Annotated in this window: 23 protein-coding genes; 6 read left to right on the top strand and 17 right to left on the bottom strand. The window is 67.7% G+C overall.

Translation table 11 applies throughout. The features are described from left to right. The first annotated feature begins 154 nt into the window (after positions 1 to 154). Positions 155 to 655 (top strand): glycine zipper 2TM domain-containing protein, encoded by a 501-nt coding sequence (locus XM1_RS24425; RefSeq protein ID WP_068438565.1) that lies wholly within the window; start codon positions 155 to 157, stop codon positions 653 to 655. A gap of 177 nt (positions 656 to 832) precedes the next feature. On the opposite strand, the gene XM1_RS24420 is transcribed toward XM1_RS24425, so the two are convergent. The 9 genes from XM1_RS24420 to XM1_RS22610 all read right to left on the bottom strand — a co-directional run bounded on the left by XM1_RS24420 (position 833) and on the right by XM1_RS22610 (position 7,118). Continuing rightward, entirely contained in the window at positions 833 to 1,060 is a 228-nt protein-coding gene (locus tag XM1_RS24420) for a hypothetical protein (protein ID WP_156428905.1), read from the bottom strand. Between the two features lie 274 nt (positions 1,061 to 1,334). Then, positions 1,335 to 2,027 (bottom strand): hypothetical protein, encoded by a 693-nt coding sequence (locus XM1_RS22645; RefSeq protein WP_156428904.1) that lies wholly within the window; start codon positions 2,025 to 2,027, stop codon positions 1,335 to 1,337. Between the two features lie 135 nt (positions 2,028 to 2,162). After that, positions 2,163 to 3,008: a hypothetical protein gene (locus tag XM1_RS22640; RefSeq protein ID WP_068438558.1), complete on the bottom strand. Its 846-nt coding sequence runs from the start codon at positions 3,006 to 3,008 to the stop codon at positions 2,163 to 2,165. Next, complete coding sequence (locus XM1_RS22635) at positions 3,008 to 3,406, bottom strand: hypothetical protein (protein WP_068438555.1); 399 nt, start codon at positions 3,404 to 3,406, stop codon at positions 3,008 to 3,010. Before XM1_RS22635 ends, XM1_RS22640 begins: the two co-directional genes overlap by 1 nt. Before the next feature lie 11 nt (positions 3,407 to 3,417). Next, on the bottom strand, positions 3,418 to 4,254 hold the full coding sequence (locus XM1_RS22630; protein WP_068438552.1) for a Dam family site-specific DNA-(adenine-N6)-methyltransferase: 837 nt from the start codon (positions 4,252 to 4,254) through the stop codon (positions 3,418 to 3,420). 134 nt (positions 4,255 to 4,388) lie between these two features. Further along, positions 4,389 to 4,883, bottom strand: a complete 495-nt coding sequence (locus XM1_RS22625; protein WP_068438549.1) for a hypothetical protein — start codon at positions 4,881 to 4,883, stop codon at positions 4,389 to 4,391. Between the two features lie 86 nt (positions 4,884 to 4,969). Next, positions 4,970 to 5,731 (bottom strand): DUF5131 family protein, encoded by a 762-nt coding sequence (locus XM1_RS22620; protein WP_068438546.1) that lies wholly within the window; start codon positions 5,729 to 5,731, stop codon positions 4,970 to 4,972. Positions 5,732 to 5,751: 20 nt separating this feature from the next. Next, positions 5,752 to 6,525, bottom strand: a complete 774-nt coding sequence (locus tag XM1_RS22615) for a hypothetical protein (protein WP_068438543.1) — start codon at positions 6,523 to 6,525, stop codon at positions 5,752 to 5,754. Positions 6,526 to 6,656: 131 nt separating this feature from the next. Beyond that, positions 6,657 to 7,118 (bottom strand): hypothetical protein, encoded by a 462-nt coding sequence (locus tag XM1_RS22610; RefSeq protein ID WP_156428903.1) that lies wholly within the window; start codon positions 7,116 to 7,118, stop codon positions 6,657 to 6,659. Between the two features lie 385 nt (positions 7,119 to 7,503). On the opposite strand from XM1_RS22610, the gene XM1_RS22605 reads away from it, so the two are divergent. After that, on the top strand, positions 7,504 to 8,706 hold the full coding sequence (locus tag XM1_RS22605) for an AAA family ATPase (protein ID WP_068438538.1): 1,203 nt from the start codon (positions 7,504 to 7,506) through the stop codon (positions 8,704 to 8,706). A 3-nt stretch (positions 8,707 to 8,709) separates the two neighbouring features. Here the strand turns inward: XM1_RS22605 and XM1_RS22600 are convergent, their stop codons facing one another. Beyond that, a complete protein-coding gene (locus XM1_RS22600; RefSeq protein WP_156428902.1) occupies positions 8,710 to 8,976 on the bottom strand; it encodes a hypothetical protein in 267 nt (88 codons plus the stop codon). A gap of 369 nt (positions 8,977 to 9,345) precedes the next feature. Here XM1_RS22600 and XM1_RS22595 point away from each other — a divergent pair, with 369 nt between their 5' ends. The 3 genes from XM1_RS22595 (at position 9,346) to XM1_RS22585 (ending at position 12,410) form a co-directional block, all read left to right on the top strand. Beyond that, positions 9,346 to 10,461, top strand: coding sequence for a replication initiator protein A (locus tag XM1_RS22595; RefSeq protein WP_082700767.1), 1,116 nt, complete (start codon positions 9,346 to 9,348; stop codon positions 10,459 to 10,461). Positions 10,462 to 11,092: 631 nt separating this feature from the next. Then, positions 11,093 to 11,404 (top strand): hypothetical protein, encoded by a 312-nt coding sequence (locus XM1_RS22590; protein WP_156428901.1) that lies wholly within the window; start codon positions 11,093 to 11,095, stop codon positions 11,402 to 11,404. 64 nt (positions 11,405 to 11,468) lie between these two features. Continuing rightward, complete coding sequence (locus tag XM1_RS22585) at positions 11,469 to 12,410, top strand: hypothetical protein (protein ID WP_068438529.1); 942 nt, start codon at positions 11,469 to 11,471, stop codon at positions 12,408 to 12,410. A gap of 69 nt (positions 12,411 to 12,479) precedes the next feature. On the opposite strand, the gene XM1_RS22580 is transcribed toward XM1_RS22585, so the two are convergent. From XM1_RS22580 to XM1_RS22550, 7 genes are all read right to left on the bottom strand, one after another. After that, positions 12,480 to 12,950 carry a hypothetical protein gene (locus tag XM1_RS22580; RefSeq protein ID WP_156428900.1) on the bottom strand — a complete coding sequence of 157 codons (471 nt, stop codon included), beginning with the start codon at positions 12,948 to 12,950 and terminating at the stop codon, positions 12,480 to 12,482. An 88-nt stretch (positions 12,951 to 13,038) separates the two neighbouring features. Next, positions 13,039 to 13,494, bottom strand: coding sequence for a hypothetical protein (locus XM1_RS22575; RefSeq protein WP_068438523.1), 456 nt, complete (start codon positions 13,492 to 13,494; stop codon positions 13,039 to 13,041). A 10-nt stretch (positions 13,495 to 13,504) separates the two neighbouring features. Continuing rightward, positions 13,505 to 14,155 (bottom strand): hypothetical protein, encoded by a 651-nt coding sequence (locus tag XM1_RS22570; RefSeq protein ID WP_068438520.1) that lies wholly within the window; start codon positions 14,153 to 14,155, stop codon positions 13,505 to 13,507. A gap of 95 nt (positions 14,156 to 14,250) precedes the next feature. Continuing rightward, on the bottom strand, positions 14,251 to 15,396 hold the full coding sequence (locus XM1_RS22565; protein WP_156428899.1) for a hypothetical protein: 1,146 nt from the start codon (positions 15,394 to 15,396) through the stop codon (positions 14,251 to 14,253). Between the two features lie 90 nt (positions 15,397 to 15,486). Further along, a complete protein-coding gene (locus XM1_RS22560; protein ID WP_156428898.1) occupies positions 15,487 to 17,301 on the bottom strand; it encodes an LPD1 domain-containing protein in 1,815 nt (604 codons plus the stop codon). Positions 17,302 to 17,389: 88 nt separating this feature from the next. After that, the gene (locus XM1_RS22555; RefSeq protein ID WP_068438509.1) at positions 17,390 to 18,481 is read right to left on the bottom strand and encodes a hypothetical protein; all 1,092 of its coding nucleotides are present in this window, start codon (positions 18,479 to 18,481) and stop codon (positions 17,390 to 17,392) included. Positions 18,482 to 18,661: 180 nt separating this feature from the next. Next, positions 18,662 to 18,898, bottom strand: a complete 237-nt coding sequence (locus tag XM1_RS22550; protein WP_068438506.1) for a hypothetical protein — start codon at positions 18,896 to 18,898, stop codon at positions 18,662 to 18,664. 233 nt (positions 18,899 to 19,131) lie between these two features. Between XM1_RS22550 and XM1_RS22545 the strand changes: the two genes are divergently transcribed. After that, positions 19,132 to 19,857, top strand: a complete 726-nt coding sequence (locus tag XM1_RS22545) for a hypothetical protein (RefSeq protein ID WP_068438503.1) — start codon at positions 19,132 to 19,134, stop codon at positions 19,855 to 19,857. Positions 19,858 to 19,872 lie beyond the last annotated feature (15 nt).

Raw genomic sequence — 19,872 nt, 5'->3', positions numbered from 1 at the left:
TCGAAATTCCCGGAAAGCCGCTCCACTGCTGCGATCATGCGCCCGGATGCAAGCGGCTGCCGCATCCGAACCCGACGACTCCTTCCGGACCCAGATTCTCCGTGCCGGGCAATCGTGCCGGCTCGGGCCAATGCCCGCACACGGAGGACCCCGCATGAAGAAGTTCACCGCCATCGCGGCCGCGCTCGCGCTGTCCGCTTCCCTCTCTGCCTGCGCCGGAATGCCGGGCGCCAACGGCCAGGGCGGATTCCAGCTCGACAAGCAGACCATCGGCACCGGCATCGGCGCCGCCCTCGGAGGGCTGGGAGGCTCGATGTTCGGCGGCGGCAACGGCAAGCTCATCGGCACGGCCGCCGGCGTCGCCATCGGCGGCTATCTCGGCAATCAGATCGGCGCCTCGCTCGATCGCGCCGACAAGGCCTACGCCGATCGCTCGCTGTCCCAGCTCCAGCCCGGACAGTCGAACAGCTGGCAGTCCAGCACCGGCAGCAGGATGACCTTCGTCGCCGGCCCGCAGGTGCAGACGCCGCAGAACGCGCCGCAGAACTCCGTCTGCCGCACCTACCAGCTCCAGACCTTCGAGGCCAAGGGCGGCGGCACCCAGAGCCAAGGAACGGCCTGCACCGCCGACAACGGCTCGACCTGGAACTTCTGAAAAGGACTTGCCGTCGAGTCCGGAGAGCGGGATCCCTCGGGGTCCCGCTTCTTCTTTGCGCAGGCGGTACGCGCGTGCGCGCGAGGATTCCCTCGGGCTTGGGGCATGGCACGACAAAAGCCGGCCCCCGAAGGAGCCGGCTCGCCGCATCGATTCCGGGATTGCGCTTGGCCGGCCCTAGGCCCCGACCGCCTCGCCTGACCGCGCACGCATGCGCTTGAGCGCCAGGCTGACCCCGGCATCCGTCATGCCGACCACCTGGGCAATCGAGGCTTGCGAGAAGCCAAGGCCTTTCAGGCCGTGGATGGCCTCGTCGCGCGCTGCGCGCCGCTGCCTCATGACATCGCCGACCGCGCGATGGACCGTCCCCTGCGATACCTGGAACTCTTCCGCAATCTCGGCCACGGCAGCGCCCCTGGCGAAAGCCGCCCGCATGCGGGCATGCCTCTCCTGCGGCTTCGCGTAAGGGCCACGGCGCCGAACCTCCTTCCCCGCTTCCGCCTTCGCCTCCTCGGACCCCAGTACCCGCCGAACGGTCGCCTTCGTCGCCTCAGCCAGCGCCCTCGTCCTGGAACCCATCCATCCGCTCGAAATCCCCATCGTCGTCTCCTGTCCATCTGAGCCGCACCAGCGCGGTCCATCGCCCGCGCCTGGTCGGCGCCTCCTCCCTTTCCCTGTCTCAAGCCAGGAGCGGCAGGACCTTCCTCCGCATGCCGTCGAGCGCCTCCGCAGCCGGAGCGCAGCCGTGCATCGCATGCGTCAGCGCAAGGACCAGTCGCTCGGCCGCCTGCCCGGGCTGTTCCCGGATGGACGGCACATTCCAGAAGACGCACTCGACCGAGATGGCGCTGCTCTCCACGATGGACAGCATCATCAGCTCGTCGGCGGCGCTCGGCATCTTCGTCACATCGACGAGGCTGGAATATCCGTCGGTGACGGCGGCGACCATGACGCGCTCGACCACGCTCCACGCCGCGTCGAACGCCGGGAGAATGGCTTCGTCATCGGTCCATCCACCGTTCCGGACGAATTCGCCGAACTCCCGGACCGCCGCCGCCGCGCCGCTCGCCACCAGAACCGGATGCTCGCAGGCGTCAAGAACGATGCGGCACTGCTTGGCCGTCTCGGCCATGCCTTCGGCGGCCTCGAACAGGTCGGCGTTTTCCTGATTCTCCACGGCGGCCTTCAGCAGCAGCATGCCGGCCATCAGCCTCGAGGCGACGGAGACGAATTCCGCAATCCGAATCGGACTGACGGCAATGGAGCCATCGAGCATGGCTTTTCCTTCCGTCCATGCCGCATCGGAGCGGCCCGCCCACCGCGTCCTGACGGCGCCTTCCCTTACGGCTCCATCGGCGAACGCGGCACGCATGCGGGCACGCCTCTCCTGCTCCTTGGAACCCACCAAGCCGTTCGAAATCCTCATCGTCGTCTCCATCCATCCATGCCGCACCAGCGCGGCCCGCCATCCGCGCTCGGTCGGCGCTTCCCTTCCTGATCGCCGGCTTCAGCCGAGCAGCTCGGCGTAGAACTCCCCAACGCGCAGCAGCTCGGCGGCGCTCGCATCGGACCGAAGGCAATTCGCCCGCGCCGAGACGATGAGCAGGTTCCCCGGCACGTAGCCCTTCGACGGGTCCAGCCGGTCCAGCGTAGCCGAGTCATGGCCATGCCCCTGCGAACCCAGCGAACGCCGGAAGCGCATCCCCAGCACCGGACAGCGTCCATCCGCCGGCCAGATGCGGGCGACGTCCTCGACCGTCAGGGAGAAGGGGATGCCCTTCGCCTGAGCCCTGGCCCTGGCGTTCGCCACGAGGCTGCGCAGATGATGCTCGTCTCCCGGCTCGGAATGGCTCGGCGCACGGCACTCGCAGCAGCCGTTGCCCTTGACGTAGCGCCAGCCGACATGGCCGTGCGGGCAAGGCAGCAAGGAGAACCACCGCTTCATCCGCCGACGCTTCGCCTTCTCCGGCGAGAATTCGGCGGCCAGCAGCTCCTCGGCGGAAACCCAGCACGGCGCCGCGCCGCCGCCTGCCCCCGCTGGCGGAGACATCTCGAGAGGAACGAGGCCATGGCTGCGGAACGCCTCGTGCAGGGCGGATTCCGAGGCCGGCATGAAAGGCTTGGCGATCCGGCCGCCCCGGACCTCCGCGAACGAGCCGAGAAGGGCATGGAAGAGCGGACCGGGTTCCGACGCGGCAGCCCGGGCACGGCAAAGACCATCCGGACCCTCGACGGCGAAGCCGACGCAGCAGCCCTCCTTTCCGGCGCGTCCGGCATGCCGGATGAAGACCTCCAGCCCGTCGATTCGGAAGTCGGGCGCGCCTGGCTTCGCGGGATGCGCGGCGGAACCCATCACGGCATCCTCCGGGAGGTCCGCTGGATGTCGATGCGCTGGAGCAAATCAACGACGCGGCGCAGGCCTCCTTCCGGGAGGCGAACCGTCCAGAAGCCATCGGCCAGCAGATAGGCATGAAGCCCCGGACGACGCGCCCAGAAGGCCTCGGCGCCATCGAGGACGATTGGCGGAACCGGAGGCGAAACCCGAATCGTCCTCAGAACCTCCGGCCCCTCCTCCCGGATGCCGAGGCGCTCCATGGCTCCGCCGGACACAAGGAGCAGCGCCTGGGGCGCACGGCGCCAATGCAGGGCCAGCCGCCTCCCGGCGAGGGCCACGCCCCCATCGCTGCGGCATCCTGCGGCCAGCACCGTTCCGTCGGCGCGCTCGACGCCGATGAGGCAGGATTCGTTCATGGACCCCTCCATCATGCCGCTGCGGCGAGCGATGCCGGCTCGAACACCGCGAAGAGCTCGGGCGCCAGGAAACGATTGCCGCCGTTGCAGGAAATCGAGCGGCGCACCTGCACCGTCTCGAAGCGCACGCCCGGCCAAGCCGCCATGCATCGCTCGCGGACCGCAGGAAGGTCATGCTCGCTCAGGACGACCCGGATGCCCCGGGCGGCCGCATCGGCGCACAGCGCCACCAGGCGGTCATGCTCGGCCGGACCGAACGGGCTCGAATACCCGGTGAAGCGGGACGTCGCGCTCAGCGGGGAATAGGGCGGGTCGCAATAGACGGCATCGCCCTGACGGAGAGCGGCGAAGGTCGCCTCGAAGCCCTGGTGCCGGATATCGGCTCCCGCCGCCTTCGCGGCGAAGGCCCGGAGGGATTCCTCGGGAATCTCCGGCGAGGCTGGCCGCCCGAACGCCGCATTGAAGGCCCCGCTCCCGCTCCGCCGCCAGAGCCCGTTGAAGCAGTGGCGGTTCAGGTAGAGCATCAGCGCGGCCCGCTCAGCCGGAGACTGGCCACCGGCATTGAATTCCGCGCGCAGCCGCCGATAGGCTTCCTCGTCGTTGCACGCCGGCGTGAACAATGCCCGCGCCTCGGCGAGAACGGCTTCCGCGTCCTGCTGGACCGCCCGGTGCAGTCCGATGACATCGGGGTCGGCATCGCCCAAGAGAGCGGATGCGAAGGGCAGGTTCAGGAAGACCGCCCCCGAGCCCACGAAGGGTTCGACCAGACGCGTTCCGCCGCCCAGCAGCGATTCGACGCGCTTCGCCAACCGAGCCTTGCCGCCCGGCCATTTCAGATAGGATTTCATTGAGACGCTCCACGCGCGCCTCCAAGCCAGGCCCAGGACCCAGCCGTCCCTACGACGGGACCTGCGCGCTCGCCAAGACGCGCGCCGGTCCTCGGCGCTCAGCGGTCCGGATCCTCGGACCGCTTCTTTCCTCTTCAGGACTCGCTGCGGAGGAGTTCGCTCAAATCGGAAGGTCCAGGGAAGGAACCATGCTCCTCAAAGCACTTCGTCAATCCCATCACGAGCCCGGAGGCGTCCCGCTCGATGATGAAGCCCCGCCAGTAGGAATCCGTCCGATTCCTGGTCCCGATGACGAGCATCTCGCCATTCTTGAGGATGTTCCTGCCATTGAGGTAGAACGCCGCCTCGAGCGTGCCGAGGATGGAATACTGCCGAACCTGATTCGCCTTGAATTGCCATCTGAGAGCCTGCAGAGACGCAGCCATATGGCTCGAATACGAGGCCAGCTCATGCATCAAGTAGAGGTCCTGGCCATCCGAACGGCCAATCGCGTGGAAGACGAGCGCGAAGTCCTGGACCCTATCCTCCGGTTCGCGGGATTCGGCGATGCCGCGGGCCAAGACTTCGAGGCCATCCGTAAAGGCCACCAAGTCCGCGATGCCGCTCTTCCTGCTCTTCGCTTGTCCCATGACGCTTCATCCTTCAGTCCAATGCCGAGCGGTCCGCGCTCTCGTTCCACGGAGCGCGGACCCTTCGGCCTGCTTCCTCTTCCTCGTCAGGCGAGATCCGCCGGCATGCCGTGCCGCACGACGCCGCGAATCCTGGGCGGATACTCGCAGTCGGTCTTCGGGAAACGTCCGGCGCCCTGCTTCACGAAGACCGGCACGCCGCGCTCGTCGCAGGCATCGACGATGTCCTCGACCCAGGCCCAGTCCAGAGGTCGCCAGCCAGCGCCCGACTCCCCGGCAATCACGACCCAGTCCAAGGTGCCGTCGGCCAGCCAGGGGCGGATATCGACGCGCTCAAGGAGCGGCTCCATCGAGACCCAGCGCCGGCCCGGCGCCTCGACGCGGCGGAGGTCGTCCAGCCGCTTCAGCGAGGCCCGGCACCCGACGGTCACCCCGGCCCAGATGCGAGCGTCGAAGGCGATGCGCTGCGACACCTCGGCCATGCGGTCCGAGCGCTTCGTCAGCACGAAGAACCGGGCTTCCGGATGCGGATTGGCCGCCATCGCCGCGAACATCCGCTCGACGAATTCGTCCGGAACCCCGCGATGGAACGTGTCGCTCATCGAGTTGACGAACAGCCCCCGCACGCGGCTCCTGCGGATCTCGTCGATGGCCTCAGGAACCAGGCCGATGCGGCCGGTCCAATCGCCGTTGGCCACGACGCCCTCGTAGCCCCGGGAGCCGATTCCCTGATGCCGCGCCGCCCAGCCGACCGCGTAGCATATCCGGCACTCGGGGCCGTATTTCTCGCATCCCTTGACCGGCGAGACCGTGCCCTTCGCCCAGGCGATGCCCGTGCTCTGTCCCATGCTCTCCCTCCCTATCCGATTCAGGCGGCGATGCCGCGCGCTTCCCCGATGCGTGCTCGGGATTCCGCCGTCCACATCCAGCCGATGGCGTCGAGCTTCTCCAGCTGGGCGTCCCAGTCCTCTTCCAAGTCCTCGGCCAGCTCCTTCGCCATCGGCATGGACCAGCGGCCCGCCGCGACATCGGCGAAGATGTCGAGCGCAGTGAAGCCGTCGATGGCCTCGCGCAGGCGCCCGAACGGAATCCTCGCGATGAGCCGGATGGGCGGGTCCTCCATCTCCTCGCCGTACCAGACCATCGGTCCGGCCCGGAAAGCTTCGGCGAACCGCCCCTCGCCATGGAAATCGACCGCGCGACCGCGATGCACCTCGAGCACTCCCTCGTCGAGGTCCGCAATCCAGCCCCATTCGCATTCCGGATTCGCCGCATAGCCGCCGGCATCGATGTACCATCCCGCCCGCAGCATGCCCGGCAAGCCGTGCGCCGAGACGAAGCCTGCCATGCACAGGAACGGCGAATAGCCCTCGACCTCGATACGTCCGTCATGCACCAGTCCGGCCAACGCTAGGCTCCTCACCATGGCTTCTGGCATCGGCTGATAGGCGTCGTCATTCCACGGCACCGGCGCCATGGCATCCGCCAAGCCGCGCAAGCGTGGGACGCCACCGGACGCCATGGCGTCGGCCAGGAATCCGGCGAACCGCACGCCAAGCCTGCACGGATGCGAATCAAGCATGCTGAACGACGCCTTGAGCGTGCCGTTCGAGACGACGCCCACGATTCCCTTGGTGCCCATCCTGCTTCTCCTTCCGTGCCGAGCGGCTCGCGCTCTCGGCCCCCGAGCGCGGGCCCTTCGGCCCCTCCCTTCCGGATCCCTTTTCCGGCGCCCGGCCGGATCGGCCGGCATCGAACGCCAGGGCGACTTGCTCAGTACGGATGCTGCGCCTTTTTGAGCCGGTACTGTTCGACGGCTTCGGCGAGGGGAACCGGAGGCTCGTCCGCGTGGAAGAACACCCAACGGCCGTCCACCAGCAGGTAGCCGTACCCCTCGACATGGAACGCCTCCGCGTTCTCGTAGCGCTGCGCCGCGCACCCTTCTTCGCCCCTGTCGCGGCCGTAGGCCAGGCACCAATTCCGTACGCGTTCGAACTCCGCCGCAGTCGAGTGCCGGCCCTCGAAGCAATGCTTCTCGCCGATTTCGGACCCGAGCTCGCTCAGGTCCCCCAGGCCAAGCAGCCGGCCGACCTTCTCCGGGTCATTCCAATGCTCGTGCAGCAAGGCGCCGACATGCCAGAGGCCGCCGTCAAAATGGCAGTAGATGGCCTCGATGCTGCCGTCCTCGTTCTGGCGCCCAATCATGCTCCGGCTGCCCATCGCGTCGTCCTCCATTCCGTGCCGAGCGGCTCGCGCTCTCGGCCCCCGAGCGCGGGCCCTTCGGCCTCCCTCCTCCCTTCCCTTCGTCCCATTCAGCGGATCCCGGCCGTCGGCGGCGGCGACGCGCGCCCGGCACGGCGCGGCAGCAGCTCCGACGATCTCCGGACGTTCCGTCCTGCATGGATTGCTGGGAACGGACCGCCTCCTCGCTTTTTCCTTTTCCGGAGTCGGTCCTAGCTCCAGGGGGTCCGGCTTCCGTTTCCGTTTCCTTTTTTGATAAGCATCTCTAGTAGGGGGGATTCCGGAAAGGGGATTCCGGAAGGGGTTTCCGGAAGCGTTTCGGCTTGGCTTCCGGCTTCCGCCATGCGATACCGGAAGCGAACGGATTCCGGAAGCCGACATGACGAAAACCGAAGCCGCCTGGGGGCGCTACGACCCCTCCCGCGTCGAGCCCCCGACCTGGCTGGTCGAGGATCTGCTGCCAGAACGCGCCACGGCCTGCCTATACGGGGCGCCCAACCTGGGAAAATCGTTCGTCGCGATCGACTGGGCGCTGGCCATCGCCACCGGACGGCCTGCCCTGGCCGGGCACAAGCGCTCGCGGATCGACGTCGGACGCGCGAAGGCCGCCGGCAAGGTGGTCCTGTTCCCGGCCGAAGGCGTGTTCGGCCTCAACCGCCGCATCAGCGGCTGGCTCCAGCACAACGGCATCCCGACTCAGGAGGGCGAGGAGATCCTGCGCGATCGCCTCTTCATGCCGCCGGGCGAATGCCGCTTCGACCATCCTGGCGACTTCGAGGCGCTGATGCGCGGCATCGAGCGCGAGTGCAAGGACCTCGACCTGCTGATCCTCGACCCGCTGGCCAGCTTCATGAGCGGCGACGAGAACGCGACGCAGGACATGCAGCTCATCGTCAATGCCATGCGCCGCTGCGTCGATCGCTTCGGCTGCTCCGTCCTCGTCGTCCACCACGGCGGCAAGAGCGCATACAGCTCGGAACGCGGCTCCTCGGCGCTGCGGGGCGGCGTAGACGCCCTCTTCTGCCTGTTCCGGGATCCGAAGACCAAGGTGCTGCAGATCGAGACCGACAAGATGCGCGAGGCCGCGAAGCACGCGCCGATTCCGATCAAGCTCCATCGCGTGCCCGACATCGGTCCGGACGGCGAGCCGCTCCACGATGGAAAGGGCTTCATCTCCTACCTTTCCCGCGTGCCGATGCTCGACCCGGCCGCCCTGCGCATCCAGGAAGCCAAGTTCGCCGCCATGGAAAGCAAGGCCCAGGCCGAGGAGAGCGCGCAGGAGGTTCCCGAAGGACAGGAGGCCGAAACGCCCCAGCAAAGGATCGATCCCCGCGCCAAGCGCGCGCAGGACCGGGCCAGGCTGATCCTCGGCCACCTCGCGGAAGCCGGCGAGCAGCACATCGGCCTCCCGGACATCGTCGCGGCCTTCGCGAACCGGGCCAAGACCGAGAAGGGTTGGAAGCGGACCGCCGTGGAAGGAGCGCTCGAGGAGCTCCTGGCGAGCGGCCATGTCGAGGAAGGCCCGCGGCAGGACGACAACAAGCGGACCTTCAGGGCGACCGGGCTGGCCCTCGAGGAATAGGGATCAGCTCTCCCGGGACGCCACCAAGCGCAGCGCGGGCCGATCCATGGCGGCCTTTCCGGCCGAGGTATCGAGGAAACGCACCAGCGCCTCGGCGCCGCACTCCTCCGCCGCGGCGACGCGCCGCAAGGCACGATGGATGCCCTCGATCAGGGACGGCACCTGCTCGACGGGCACATCCCGGCGCGAAGAGAGGTAGGCGGCCGCCACCCGGGCCGACAGGGACACCATCGGGGAAGGAGCATCTGACGCGCGCTGCGTGCTCGGCATGGGAGATCTCCTGAAGGGGCCGGAACCTTTCGGGAGCATACCATCATCGCATCGTGAACATCAAGGCCCCGGCCTCGGAGGATCGCATGCGCAATCGGAGGATCGCGTGCAGCGCCTCGCAGGCCGGAGTCCGAAGTCTGGAGCGCGACTCCAGCGATTCGGCAGCCCTCCGTATCCGGGATTCGGCACGGTGCATCGCGTGCAATCAGCTCAGGCCACCGCATCGGAGGATCGCGTGCGGGTTCGGAGGATCGCGTGCAGATTCGACTCGACTCCAGCCGCGCCGTCGAGTCATCATGCGCGAGCCACGGAATATCGCGTGCACCATCGGAGGATCGCGTGCACCGGCTTCCGGAAAAGGGGGACCGCATGGCGTCGGATGGAGAGCAGGTCGATCTCTTCCTGGAAAGCATCATCAACGCGCCCGTCAAGGACGAGCGCGCGCTCATGGAATTCCCCTTCTTCAGCCTCCAGAAGCAGAAGCGGGTCAAGCCCTTCATCTACGACGACGGGGCCGTGCGCATCGAGGTGAGCGCCGGCGCAGGCGGAATCGCCACTATCTGGGACAAGGACGTACTGATCTACCTCACGTCCCTGATCAACGGCCGCATCGAGCGCGGCGAGCCGGTCAGCCGCACAATGCACTTCGCCGCCTACGACTTCCTGCGCCTCACGGGTCGCGGCACCGGCAAGGCCGCCTACGAAGGGTGCATGAGCGCCCTCGACCGCCTGCAATCCACCACCATCCGCACCACCATCACCTCGGGCCACAACGAGGAGCGCGAACGCCGCGGCTTCTCCTGGATCGACTCCTACCGCGTCATCGAGCGCACGACCACCTCAGGAAGAAAGATCATGGCCGCCGTCGAGGTGACGCTGAACAAATGGATGTTCCGCGCCATCGTCGAGGATCGGCGCGTGCTCACCATCGATCGCGCCTACTTCCGCTTACAGATGGGCCTCGAGCGCCGCCTCTACGAACTGGCCCGCAAGCACTGCGGCCGCCAGAAGCACTGGACCGTCAGCCTTCCCCGCCTCGCCGAGAAATGCGGCTCCGAGCAGGAGCTGCGGAACTTCAAGGTCTACCTCAAGAAGATCATCGACCGGGACAGCCTTCCCCAGTACCGCATGACCCTGTCCTTCGATGGCAACGGCCCCGGCCGTGAGATCGCGGAGCAGCTCGGAGGCGACACCTGGCGCTGGGGCGGCAACGAACGGATCCTCGTCTCCTTCAGCCACAAGACCGCAGAACTCCTGCTGCCGATGCGCGGCCCGGCCGTCATCGACGAATACATAGAGCCGGACGAGGATGGCGAAAGGAGCATCCGGCTGGCCCCGGACGACGCCGAGCTGCCCATCGAGGCCGAACAACGCACCATGAGGGAAATCCTCGACGCCCAGGCCGCCCGCGCGGACGAGGAAGGGCCGGATATCCTCGAAGAAGGTCCCGACGAGATCGTCGACGACGGGAGCGCGGCCGATTGAGCGGGCCTCGGAAGATCGCGTGCATTCGGACTTATCCACAGGTTCCGTGGATAAGGCTGTGGATAACCGGAATCCCGGCTCGGAGGATCGCGTGCGCCGAATCTCGGAAGAACGCGTGCAACGCTACGGAGGATCGCGTGCGCTTCTTCGGAACATCGCGTGCAATCCACGCCGCAAGCCGATGATTCGAAACGACGAATCGACCCGTTAACCATCTAACCCCATATAACAGAAAGATCTAACTGTAGTAGGGACGCCAGGAACAGGGATGGCCACCGCCTTCGCCGACCCACCCGCCCATTGCTCATCAGAGGGGGATGCGGAACGGCATGAGGGAGCACGGCAGGCTTCGTGCCGCCGGACAGGCCGTTTCGGCATGATCAAAGACGCTGCGGCGACAAGATCGCTTTTGCCTTCAAGGACTTGACCCATCATGCGGCGGCGAGGGCGATGATCCAAGCCCTGCCCTCCATCCCGGGCTCTCGCCGCCATCTCGCCGCCGCGACCCCATGCAACTGCTTGATCCAGCGGAGGAATCGGCTCCGCCTCGCCGCCGCAGGCCGTCGTGGACTTGAGGCGGACACCGTGCCAGAATCCCCGGGAACCAGCCGAGGATCCCATGCTCTTCGCCGTGCAGCTCGAAGCGGACAGCGACGCCCTCGACCACCACCGGATCTACCGGATGGAGGTCGAGCGGGATCTGCTGGGCGATGTGATCGTGATCATAGCCCACGGACGACGCGGCTCCCGCCTGGCGGCCCGCTCCATCCATGTCCCGGATCTGTCCGCCGCCCAGGAATTCGTGCGCTCAAGGCTCCGGCGCCGAGCGACCGCGCCCCGCCGCATCGGCTGCTCCTACCGCATCACCGCGCTGGACACCCTGGACGACCCGACGCCCTACCTTCTCGATCCGGCCGCCCAGCGGCGCATGGAGCAGGAATAGCCTCCCTTCCCGGATCGTCCGGCCACATCTTCTTCCCATCGACAGCCGCCGATGGAGAACCCGCATGGCCCGCCTTCCCGTGTCCCTGCCGAAGAAGGGCGCCGCTCCGGCGGCTGCGCCCGCCCTCGTCCTCAAGCCCTCGCCCTCCATGCCCGGCCTTTCCATGCCTCCGAAGCAAGGAGCGCAAGCGCCTGCCGAGCCGAGGCCGACCGATCCGAGGCTGCTGAAGGCCCTGGCCGTCATCGAGAACCCGACCAGCACCCAGCTCGACTGGATCGGCTTCGACGAGCACGAGGATCCGGCCATCCGCAACGATCCCGCCATCCAGCGCGCCATCGCCCGCCGCTTCCTCGCCGACCGGGAGGTCGACGCCGGCACGAAGGAAGGGATGCACGCCGCCTTCCTGTTCGCCATTCAGGGCGGCGCCCCCAAGAGCCTCGGCTTCCTGCTCACCGAGATGAAGTGCGTCGAATACGCCGAGTGGAAGGACAGCGAGAAGGCCTTCGCCGACTGGGAGGCCGGCCGCATCCGCGCCATCGACGTCATCCCCCGCCTCACCGTCCGCCGCGCCGACTTCGTCCGGGAATCCCTGCTGCGCGACTACTGGATCGGCACGCCCGAGGAACGGAAGGCCCTGCTGGACGCCGCCGCGCGCGAAGCCGGCCGCACGAAGCGCCTGCTGCCCACCGAGGCGGAATTCCACGCCTTCGATGCGAGCGAGGATGCCTTCGTCGCATGGAGCCGGGGAACGGCCAAGGCCGGCGACATCGCCCACCTGCTCACGCCGCGCCGCTGCGACACCCTCATGAGAGCCCTGCTGACCGACATCGGCATGGACGACGCCTCCGCCCGCATCGACGCCCTGGTGGAGATGGAGATCGACGGATCCCGGCAAAGCGCCTTCGCCGAGCTGAAGGGACGGGCGGACGAAGCCCGGAACGCCCTGCCGCCAGGCGACGCCATCCTCTACCGCACCCGTCTGGCCGAGCGCATCGCCCGATCCTGATGCGGCGGGATCGACGCAGGAAGGGCGCCGGGGATTCCTCCTCGGCGCCCTTTCCGCATCCGGCGCCGATCAGCGGGTGCCGTCGTCCAGGATCGCCGCGCTGGAACCCGAGGAGCGGGGCTTGACGACGATCGGGCCCGATGGCGGAACAGCGGCCGCCGCAGGCCCGGCCGGCTGGGCGGGTGCGGCCTGGGCCACCGGCGAGGATGCCGCAGGCCCGGAGCTGACGGCCGTCTGGGTAGGCCCTTCCGCCCTAGGATGCGCATACCGGTTCCAGGACATCATGCAGGCGACGATCGCGATGACCGCCGAAGCCGTCCGGATCGTCTTCAGCATCCGGAACGATCTCTCGTTGATCGGGATGCCGGTGGTCTCGGACTGGCGCTGGCGATGGTAGGTCCAGACGAGGATGGCCAGCGAGACGGGCGCCACCCAGTAGCTGTTCATGTAGATCAGGCCCGCAGCCAGCCAGAGCAGGATGAGCGGGGCCACGATCGGCGCCAGCCAGCGGCTGATGCGGTACAGCAGCACCGACGCCATGATGGTTCTCAGCACACCTCCCATCGGGTCCTCCATCGGAACCGCGTTCCCGCTGGATGCGGGCGCGTCCGGGAGAAGATGGGGCGCGTCAGCCGGCGCCCGTCGTGAGGAAGGCGAACAGCATCCCGGAGCCCGAGATGAGGAATGCCCCGCCGCAGCACGACAGGAAGAACGGCCAGACGAATTCGCGCAGCTGGTAGCTCTTCCCCATGACGGTGATCGTCTGGTTGTTGGCCAGCAGCGCCAGCAGCGGCCAGATCACGGCGACCGAGATCAGGCCGAGGAAGAACAGGTATTTGCCCAGGGCCACCATGAACCGGGCCGTGGTGCCCGCCCTGCACACCGCCGACGACAGGAAGCCGCTGTCCGCGCAGGAGGAGAAGGCGGCGGGCTCCGGCGCGCTGTCCGGCATGACCAGCGTTCCGGAGGAGGGCTTGTTCGGCAACTGGACGTAGCCCCCGAGATCCAGCGCGGACGCCGGCCCGGAGGCCCCGGAGAGGAGGAGGAAGAGCGCGGCCACGGCCGCGAGGACGATCGATCTCATGGCTGCCCTCCTATCTGCCCAGGCAGGCCCGGAAGGCCCGCCCATCCATGCCCGGCCGCGACGCGCAGGCGAAGGCCTCTGCGTCCGTCGTTCCGGGCGGAAGGGCCCAGGCCCGCGCGGGCTCGCCGGGCGGCTGCACGCAACGGCCGCCGGACGCGCAGGGGAAGGCGTAGGCCACCCCGGAAGCCCGCAGGCAGCCCGTGTATTGCTCCACGCTTCCCGCCGCCACGCGGAAGCAGGCGAAGGCCGTCGTCGTCGGCACCCCGGAGGGGACCAGCCACTTCTCGGGAGGGGACTCGTTGGCGAGGATGCACCGCTCCCCGGCGCCGCACGGCACGATCTCCGGCTCGCCCAGCTCCTTGAACGTCCCCATGAGGAAGGGAAGGAGGATCAGCACCAGCGCGCCGCCCCCGAAGGCCAGCCAGACCTTCCAGAGATCCTTCTTCCCGAAGAGCGTCATGACGCCGACGAACACCAAGGCGATGATGATCACGCCCCAGGCGATGGTGATCATGCCGCCGGACACCTTCGTGACGAGGCAGTTGCCCCGTTCGAGGATGCCCCCGGTGCATTTGCCGCCCGGCAGCAGCGACGCCATGGCCAGCGCCGGCGTCATCGCCAGCGTCGCGGCTCCCAGCCCCCAGCCGATTCCCTTCCGCATCCCCGACGCGGCCTCCAGCCCTCCCACCCGGAAGCGACATGGGGGCTGCCCGGCGACCGGCAACCCCCAGGGCCGACAATCGACATTGGAAGCCCCTACCTCCCGGCCCCGCGATCCGCCGACTTCGCGGGCAGCGCCGCCGCCGGGCCGAGGAAGCCGAAGCTGAGCTGCTCGGCACCGTGAATCCCGCTGGGGGTGGCGGAAGCAGGAATGGCGGCCAGGCGCGGCGCATCCTCCATCTCCACCCCGGTCTCCGCTCCCTGCCTGAAGGGGTCCGACAGGCACGGCTCGGTGCCGTCGTATTCGGGAGAGGGGTAGCCATGCCGCCCGCAGAGTTCAGCGAACGACTCCTCGAAGGTGCTTCCGGCGGTAGCCTCGATTTCGCTGCGAACGGAGAACAGAGTCTCCAGCGCCTCATGCGCGGACCACGGCCTGCCTTCGGCCGACAGCTCGGCCGCAAGGTCTGACAGCGCCGCTTCGAAGGCCTCCGGTTCGTCGCCGACGGAAGCGCGGACACCGAGCGCAAGGATGGAAGGCGGATAGGAAAGGTCCTGGTCCGTCGGGTTCTCCATCGCCGCGCAGAGCCATTGTTCGACATCGTCCGAACGCAACGAGCCCAAGAAAAGCTCCTGGCAGCGATGCAGGCTCGGTCGATCGAGACCGGCCCCAGAGAACATCTCCATCGCCTTGTCGATCGGCTCATAGGCCAGGCCCCAATTGCCGTCGGCCTGCTCGGCGACATGCTGACCGACGATGCGGCCGAAAGCACCGATGGCCGCGTCCCGCGAGGCTTCGGTGAGAACCAGGCTACCGAACCGATCCGTGATGATCTCCTCGTCGGTCGGGAAGAGGTCATCCTTCGTGGAATCGCCAGCCCTATCGAGGATCAGCGCACCGCCATGGATCGCCGCCTCCGAGAACACGCATTCCCGGTTCTCGCCGAGGTTCCGCCAGGACATGGCCTGGACCGCCAAGGAAAGCCCATCGGAGAACGCGCCGTCCTTCGCCCGGCTCGCGAAAGCGTCGGCATTGGCTCGCTTCGAAAGCCTCCGGAGATCCGCATGGCCGCACCCAGCGACGGCATGGCTCTCCGACAGGAGCAGAGCGGGCATGATCTCGGCGATGACCTGCTTCGGCGCATCGCGGTGCATGTCGAGGATCTCCTCGACATCCTCCGGCGTCGGCTTACCGCCGATGATCATCCTGTCGGTGGTGGCGACGAAGACATTGCCGAGGCTCATGGGAATCCTCTCCAATCCAAACCCGACCAGCTCGGGCATACCGGGGAACTGGGTCCGATCTCCGATCCCAGGATCGCCGCTCTGGACGGCTCAGCGACCAGCGCCGCGATCCGCCGACTTCTTGGGTAGCGCCGCCGCCGGGCCGAGGAAGCCGAAGCTAAGCTGCTCGGCCCCGTGGATCCCTTTGGGGTTGGCGGAGGCGGGAATGGCCGCCAGGCGCGGCACCTCCGCCAGCACGATCGGCTTCGGCGCGGGACGGCCGGCCAGCACATCGAAATCCGCCGCCTTCTCCTGCGCCCGCCCGAGATGCCCGGCCAGCTCGTGGGCCAGGCCATCGAAGGCGCGGTTGATGGCGACCCGTTCCTCGCCCGTGGGATACGGGTTGCCCTTGTAGCGGCTGGAATCGGCGTACCTCTCCGGCTCGACGCCATGGACGAGGTAGTCGCTCTTCCGTCCCTTCTCCGCCAGCCTGTCGAACGCCCAGGATTCGAAGGCGCGCGCCCCCAGCTCGGTCGGGCGGGCCCAGTAGCCGCTGCTTCCCGCGTTCCCGCTCAGGCGGCAGGCCTGCCGGAAGAAGTCGGCGTCATGCCGCCGCCCGACCGCCGTCCGCATCACCGCGTCCGAAGCCGCATAGGTCTCCCTCGGCAGATGATCGAGCCGATGGACCATGCCGTACACCGGCTTCTGCTTTCCGGTCGGCAGCACGTCGACGCGGACGATCTTCTCCCTGGGTTCTCCGGGATAGGACGCCATCTCCATCCAGCCGCTCATGCCACGCGCCCCACCCTTCCAGGCATCTGGGCGGCCGACTTCGCCGAAATAGTGATCGACCGCGTGGAACCATTCGTGCGCAAGCGAGCCGGCCCCACTCAGCTTGGTGAGGTTGATGACCTCCTTGCCCGGTTCGTAATGCGCCGCGAAGCTCCCCTTGCCGCGGGAACCGAAGGCGAGGCCGAGCCGCCCATCCAAGGAAAGGCCCTTCGGCTCGACGCCCATGATCTCGGCGAGGTCCATCATCCCGTCGAAGGCCGCGTTCATCGACTTCCGGCGCTCGTCGTCGGCGACCCAATTCCCGAATTCGACGCCGCGGAAGCCGAACACCCGGACGAAATCCTCGGAATGGACATCGCGCCCCCGGCGGTGGTCCGGCCCGATCCGCTTGAGATCGTCCAGATGCGGGCGGTTCGGTTCCTCGTGGCTGGTGCGCTTCGCCCTTTTGGCCTCCCAATCGGCCTTCAGACGCTCCATCGCCTCTTCCCTGGAATCGAATTCCATACCCGCGAGGCGTCCGAGGCGCCGCACGGCGAAGGTCGGATCCTCGCCCGCGCGGCCCGGCCAAACCTCGATCTCGATCCCCTTCATCCACGGGAGCTCGGCTTCCGCCGAGGGCCAGCCGGTGCGCACCAGCGCCTCGGCCTTGCGCAGCTCGCGCCCATTCAAGGGGAAGGCGGAAACCTGCATCCTGCCGGCGACCTTCATGGCCGAATAGAAGCGCCGCACGCCCTCCTTGTCCCCGGCCTGGCTCATCCCACGGACGCGCTCGACATACGAATTGGAGATCGCAGCGAAGTCCTGGACCGTGCGGACGGATTCCAGAGCCGCGCGGATCTCGCCGACCATCGCCACATAGCGCGGGCGCTCCTCGGGCCGATCGAGCGGCTTCGCAGCCAGGCCGTCGCGGAGGATCTTCACCCGCGCGGCCGCCGCCGGTTCCATGCCCGCAGCGATCAGGGCCGCCCAGTCCGGCTTCGGCCAGACGGCATCCTTGGTGACGTACTGGGCCGCCTCGGCACCGGTCATGCCGTCGAGATCGGAAAGCGCCATGCCGCGCGACGCCCAGAGATCCTTCCTCGCTCCGCCGATCTTCGCCCCGGCATCCCCCAGCCCCGTCGAACGTCCCGCCATCCCAGCCTCCTGCACAGATGCAGGAAGGATTTGGGGCCGGACCCCGATTCGGGATCCGCCCCCGAGGAATGCGGTCGTCCTGGATGGCTCAGCGCCCGGTGCCTCGATCCATGCCCTTGGAAGGCAGCGCGGCGGCGGCCCCGAGAGCGCCGAAGCAGAGCTGCTCGGCATTGTGCATCCCGGTGGGATTGGCGGACGCAGGAATCGCTGCGAGGCGAGAGGCAGCGTCCGGATCCTTTGGGTTTTTGCCCGCCAGCGGCTCGGCTGCGGGGTAGGTTTCGGCTATGAGCTCGAGCCGCTCATGGCCACTCATGGCTACGCGGGCCAGCCGATCGTCGAAGACCGCGCGGATGTCCGGATGAAGCTCGATCCCCTGGCGCCGGATCTCCTCTTGGGCCAGGACAGCCACCTCATCGGGAATCCCTTGGCCATAGACGACCATGTCGCGCGCAACCTTCGAGATCTCCGCATCCGAATCCGCCGCGCATCGGACCAGGGCCAACGTGAAAGAGCCCAGTCCCTCCGTTCCGCTGGCATACAGCATCGGCTTGGCCGCCGCGCGGCGGACTTCGATGCATGGATCCTCGAAGAGCCGGCGGCATTCTGCGGCGTTCAGTTCGACAAGCATGTATCCCGACTGGTCCATCGCCAGAGAAAGTCGGACATACGAATTCGGGCTCTCCAAGGCCGCGCTGCGGACTGACGGATCGTCGTTGAGCAGGCGCGCGCCGCATTTGATCGACCGTTTGATCACCCGGCGTCCGCCGGGCAGGGAAAAGGCCCATTTCAGGGTGTCCGCATCGAGTCTTCCCGGCTGCGCCGTCATGATCTGCTGCAGCGCTGAGTGATGCTGGGCGAAGGCCTGCTTCCAGCCCTCCTCCTTCGTGTCCAGCCATGAATTATCCTTGGGATGAATAGCCCGCTCGATCATTCTCCAGTCGCAGGACAGGATGGCGGCCACCAGGGGATCGATCCGATTGTCTTCGAGGCAGGCATCCACCTCCAAGAAGTGCTTCATGATGGTATGGGAATCCTCACGCGGCAACGAGTGCTGGCCTTCGAGCAACCGGAGCGTACGGCGAACGAGATCGCTCGCGGTTCCGGCCGCGATTTCCTTTCGGACCTGCGCGGCATGCGCATCCAGCATCATCTCGCCTTCGACATCGGGATCGTCGATCATCGCCACCTCCTCAGCCGCATCCGCCCTCGGGGCGGCTTCCGGAAGAAGGTGTGGCGGATCGGCGATTCCGGACCCGCCAGGAAGCCCGCCCGCCGCGCCGCCAAGTCCTGTTGGCGGTCCGAACGCCGAACGGGCCCCGAAGGGCCCGTCCACAAGCTCTGCCATCGGCCAGCAGCAGCCCTAGATCTCCTCGCCGATCCTCGCCAGGAATGCCTCGGCGGTGCCGGACGTGATGATTGAGCCGCCGGATGCGAGGTGAATGCGGCAACCCTTGCCCGATGGATTTCCTTCTTCGTCGTAAAGGTCGCATTCGTCAAAAGAGACGATGCGCCCGACATCGATGAAGACCTCCCCGCTGACGGCATTCAAACGCTCGACACGATCGACTCTGACGAACTTGGCCCGTGAGGTGCACATGGAACCCTCCCTGCTTCCTCGGCCTATCCGAGGTCGGGAAGAAGATGGGACCGCACGATCCTGTCCCGGCGATCGCCGACCATTTCGCTTGGCGGTCCGATTGGCGTTGGAACCGCCAACTCACCTTGGCGGCGCTCCCACCGGCGCACCGGGACGCCTTGATGGATGCGGCGCCGGCCCCCATCTCGCTCCCGCCCCGGCCATGCGGCCGCACAGGAACTTGGAGGCCTACGATGGACGGCGAGGAAATGATCGCGGCGCTCAAGAAGCGGCCCTCGATGAGCGACCAGCTCGCCATGGCCGACGGATCGGGCGGCGGCGGAAAGCCCCCGAATGGAGGAGCCTCGATGGGGGGTCGCTCCCTCCTCGGGGAGAAGGCCGGCGACCAGGAGCGAGCCCGGCACGAGCGGGAGAAGGCCGAGGGGAACATCGCCCGGATCCGGATCTTCTCCCGTGCGGACAGCCACCTTGCGGATCGCGTGAAGGCCGCACGCGACCTCGCCGGGATCCTCACCCGGCAGAGGGAGCTGCTCAGCGGCTTCGACGGCTGGAAGGAGGATGCGCTCCACGCCATCGGCAATCTCGCCCCGCTGTGCGGGGACAGCAGCCTCCGGGGGCCGGTCGACGCCGCCGCCGAAGCGTTCGGCAAGGCCGCAGGAGAACCCATCGGCAAGCCGAAGGCGCCGGACCATCCCGACGGGTGGCCGCAGCCCCGAAACATCCGGGATCGCCTGCATTGGGAGATCTACCACTACGACAGCAAGGAGGCGCACGAGAAGAATGGATTGCCGACGGCCCGGAAGGAGGCGGAATACCTCCAGCCCGCCAGGGAAGAGGCAAAGGCCATCGGGATCGTGCCGGTCGGCAAGGGCATCTCCAGCGCCGCGCTGATGGACGACGACCACATGAGAGCCGCATGGGGAATGGCTGCGGGACGCGGGAAAGGCTCGCGGGCCTAGCCGCCGCGCCGCCCC

This window comes from Magnetospirillum sp. XM-1 (assembly GCF_001511835.1).
Taxonomy (GTDB): domain Bacteria; phylum Pseudomonadota; class Alphaproteobacteria; order Rhodospirillales; family Magnetospirillaceae; genus Phaeospirillum.
The sequence above is the reverse complement of the archived record's forward strand: the minus strand, read 5'-3'. Positions and strand labels throughout refer to the sequence as shown.

What these genes read in the sequence shown, in the direction of transcription:
- XM1_RS22555 (WP_068438509.1), bottom strand. Translation starts at nt 18,481, where the DNA reads ATGATCGACGATCCCGATGTCGAAGGCGAGATGATGCTGGATGCGCAT.
- XM1_RS22640 (WP_068438558.1), bottom strand. Translation starts at nt 3,008, where the DNA reads ATGGGTTCCGCCGCGCATCCCGCGAAGCCAGGCGCGCCCGACTTCCGA.
- XM1_RS22630 (WP_068438552.1), bottom strand. Translation starts at nt 4,254, where the DNA reads ATGAAATCCTATCTGAAATGGCCGGGCGGCAAGGCTCGGTTGGCGAAG.
- XM1_RS22580 (WP_156428900.1), bottom strand. Translation starts at nt 12,950, where the DNA reads ATGGCGTCGGTGCTGCTGTACCGCATCAGCCGCTGGCTGGCGCCGATC.
- XM1_RS22570 (WP_068438520.1), bottom strand. Translation starts at nt 14,155, where the DNA reads ATGCGGAAGGGAATCGGCTGGGGGCTGGGAGCCGCGACGCTGGCGATG.
- XM1_RS22635 (WP_068438555.1), bottom strand. Translation starts at nt 3,406, where the DNA reads ATGAACGAATCCTGCCTCATCGGCGTCGAGCGCGCCGACGGAACGGTG.
- XM1_RS22595 (WP_082700767.1), top strand. Translation starts at nt 9,346, where the DNA reads ATGGCGTCGGATGGAGAGCAGGTCGATCTCTTCCTGGAAAGCATCATC.
- XM1_RS22605 (WP_068438538.1), top strand. Translation starts at nt 7,504, where the DNA reads ATGACGAAAACCGAAGCCGCCTGGGGGCGCTACGACCCCTCCCGCGTC.
- XM1_RS22585 (WP_068438529.1), top strand. Translation starts at nt 11,469, where the DNA reads ATGGCCCGCCTTCCCGTGTCCCTGCCGAAGAAGGGCGCCGCTCCGGCG.
- XM1_RS22545 (WP_068438503.1), top strand. Translation starts at nt 19,132, where the DNA reads ATGGACGGCGAGGAAATGATCGCGGCGCTCAAGAAGCGGCCCTCGATG.
- XM1_RS22560 (WP_156428898.1), bottom strand. Translation starts at nt 17,301, where the DNA reads ATGGCGGGACGTTCGACGGGGCTGGGGGATGCCGGGGCGAAGATCGGC.
- XM1_RS22615 (WP_068438543.1), bottom strand. Translation starts at nt 6,525, where the DNA reads ATGGGCACCAAGGGAATCGTGGGCGTCGTCTCGAACGGCACGCTCAAG.
- XM1_RS22620 (WP_068438546.1), bottom strand. Translation starts at nt 5,731, where the DNA reads ATGGGACAGAGCACGGGCATCGCCTGGGCGAAGGGCACGGTCTCGCCG.
- XM1_RS22625 (WP_068438549.1), bottom strand. Translation starts at nt 4,883, where the DNA reads ATGGGACAAGCGAAGAGCAGGAAGAGCGGCATCGCGGACTTGGTGGCC.
- XM1_RS22550 (WP_068438506.1), bottom strand. Translation starts at nt 18,898, where the DNA reads ATGTGCACCTCACGGGCCAAGTTCGTCAGAGTCGATCGTGTCGAGCGT.
- XM1_RS24425 (WP_068438565.1), top strand. Translation starts at nt 155, where the DNA reads ATGAAGAAGTTCACCGCCATCGCGGCCGCGCTCGCGCTGTCCGCTTCC.
- XM1_RS22610 (WP_156428903.1), bottom strand. Translation starts at nt 7,118, where the DNA reads ATGGAGGACGACGCGATGGGCAGCCGGAGCATGATTGGGCGCCAGAAC.
- XM1_RS22565 (WP_156428899.1), bottom strand. Translation starts at nt 15,396, where the DNA reads ATGAGCCTCGGCAATGTCTTCGTCGCCACCACCGACAGGATGATCATC.
- XM1_RS22575 (WP_068438523.1), bottom strand. Translation starts at nt 13,494, where the DNA reads ATGAGATCGATCGTCCTCGCGGCCGTGGCCGCGCTCTTCCTCCTCCTC.
- XM1_RS22645 (WP_156428904.1), bottom strand. Translation starts at nt 2,027, where the DNA reads ATGCGTGCCGCGTTCGCCGATGGAGCCGTAAGGGAAGGCGCCGTCAGG.
- XM1_RS22600 (WP_156428902.1), bottom strand. Translation starts at nt 8,976, where the DNA reads ATGCCGAGCACGCAGCGCGCGTCAGATGCTCCTTCCCCGATGGTGTCC.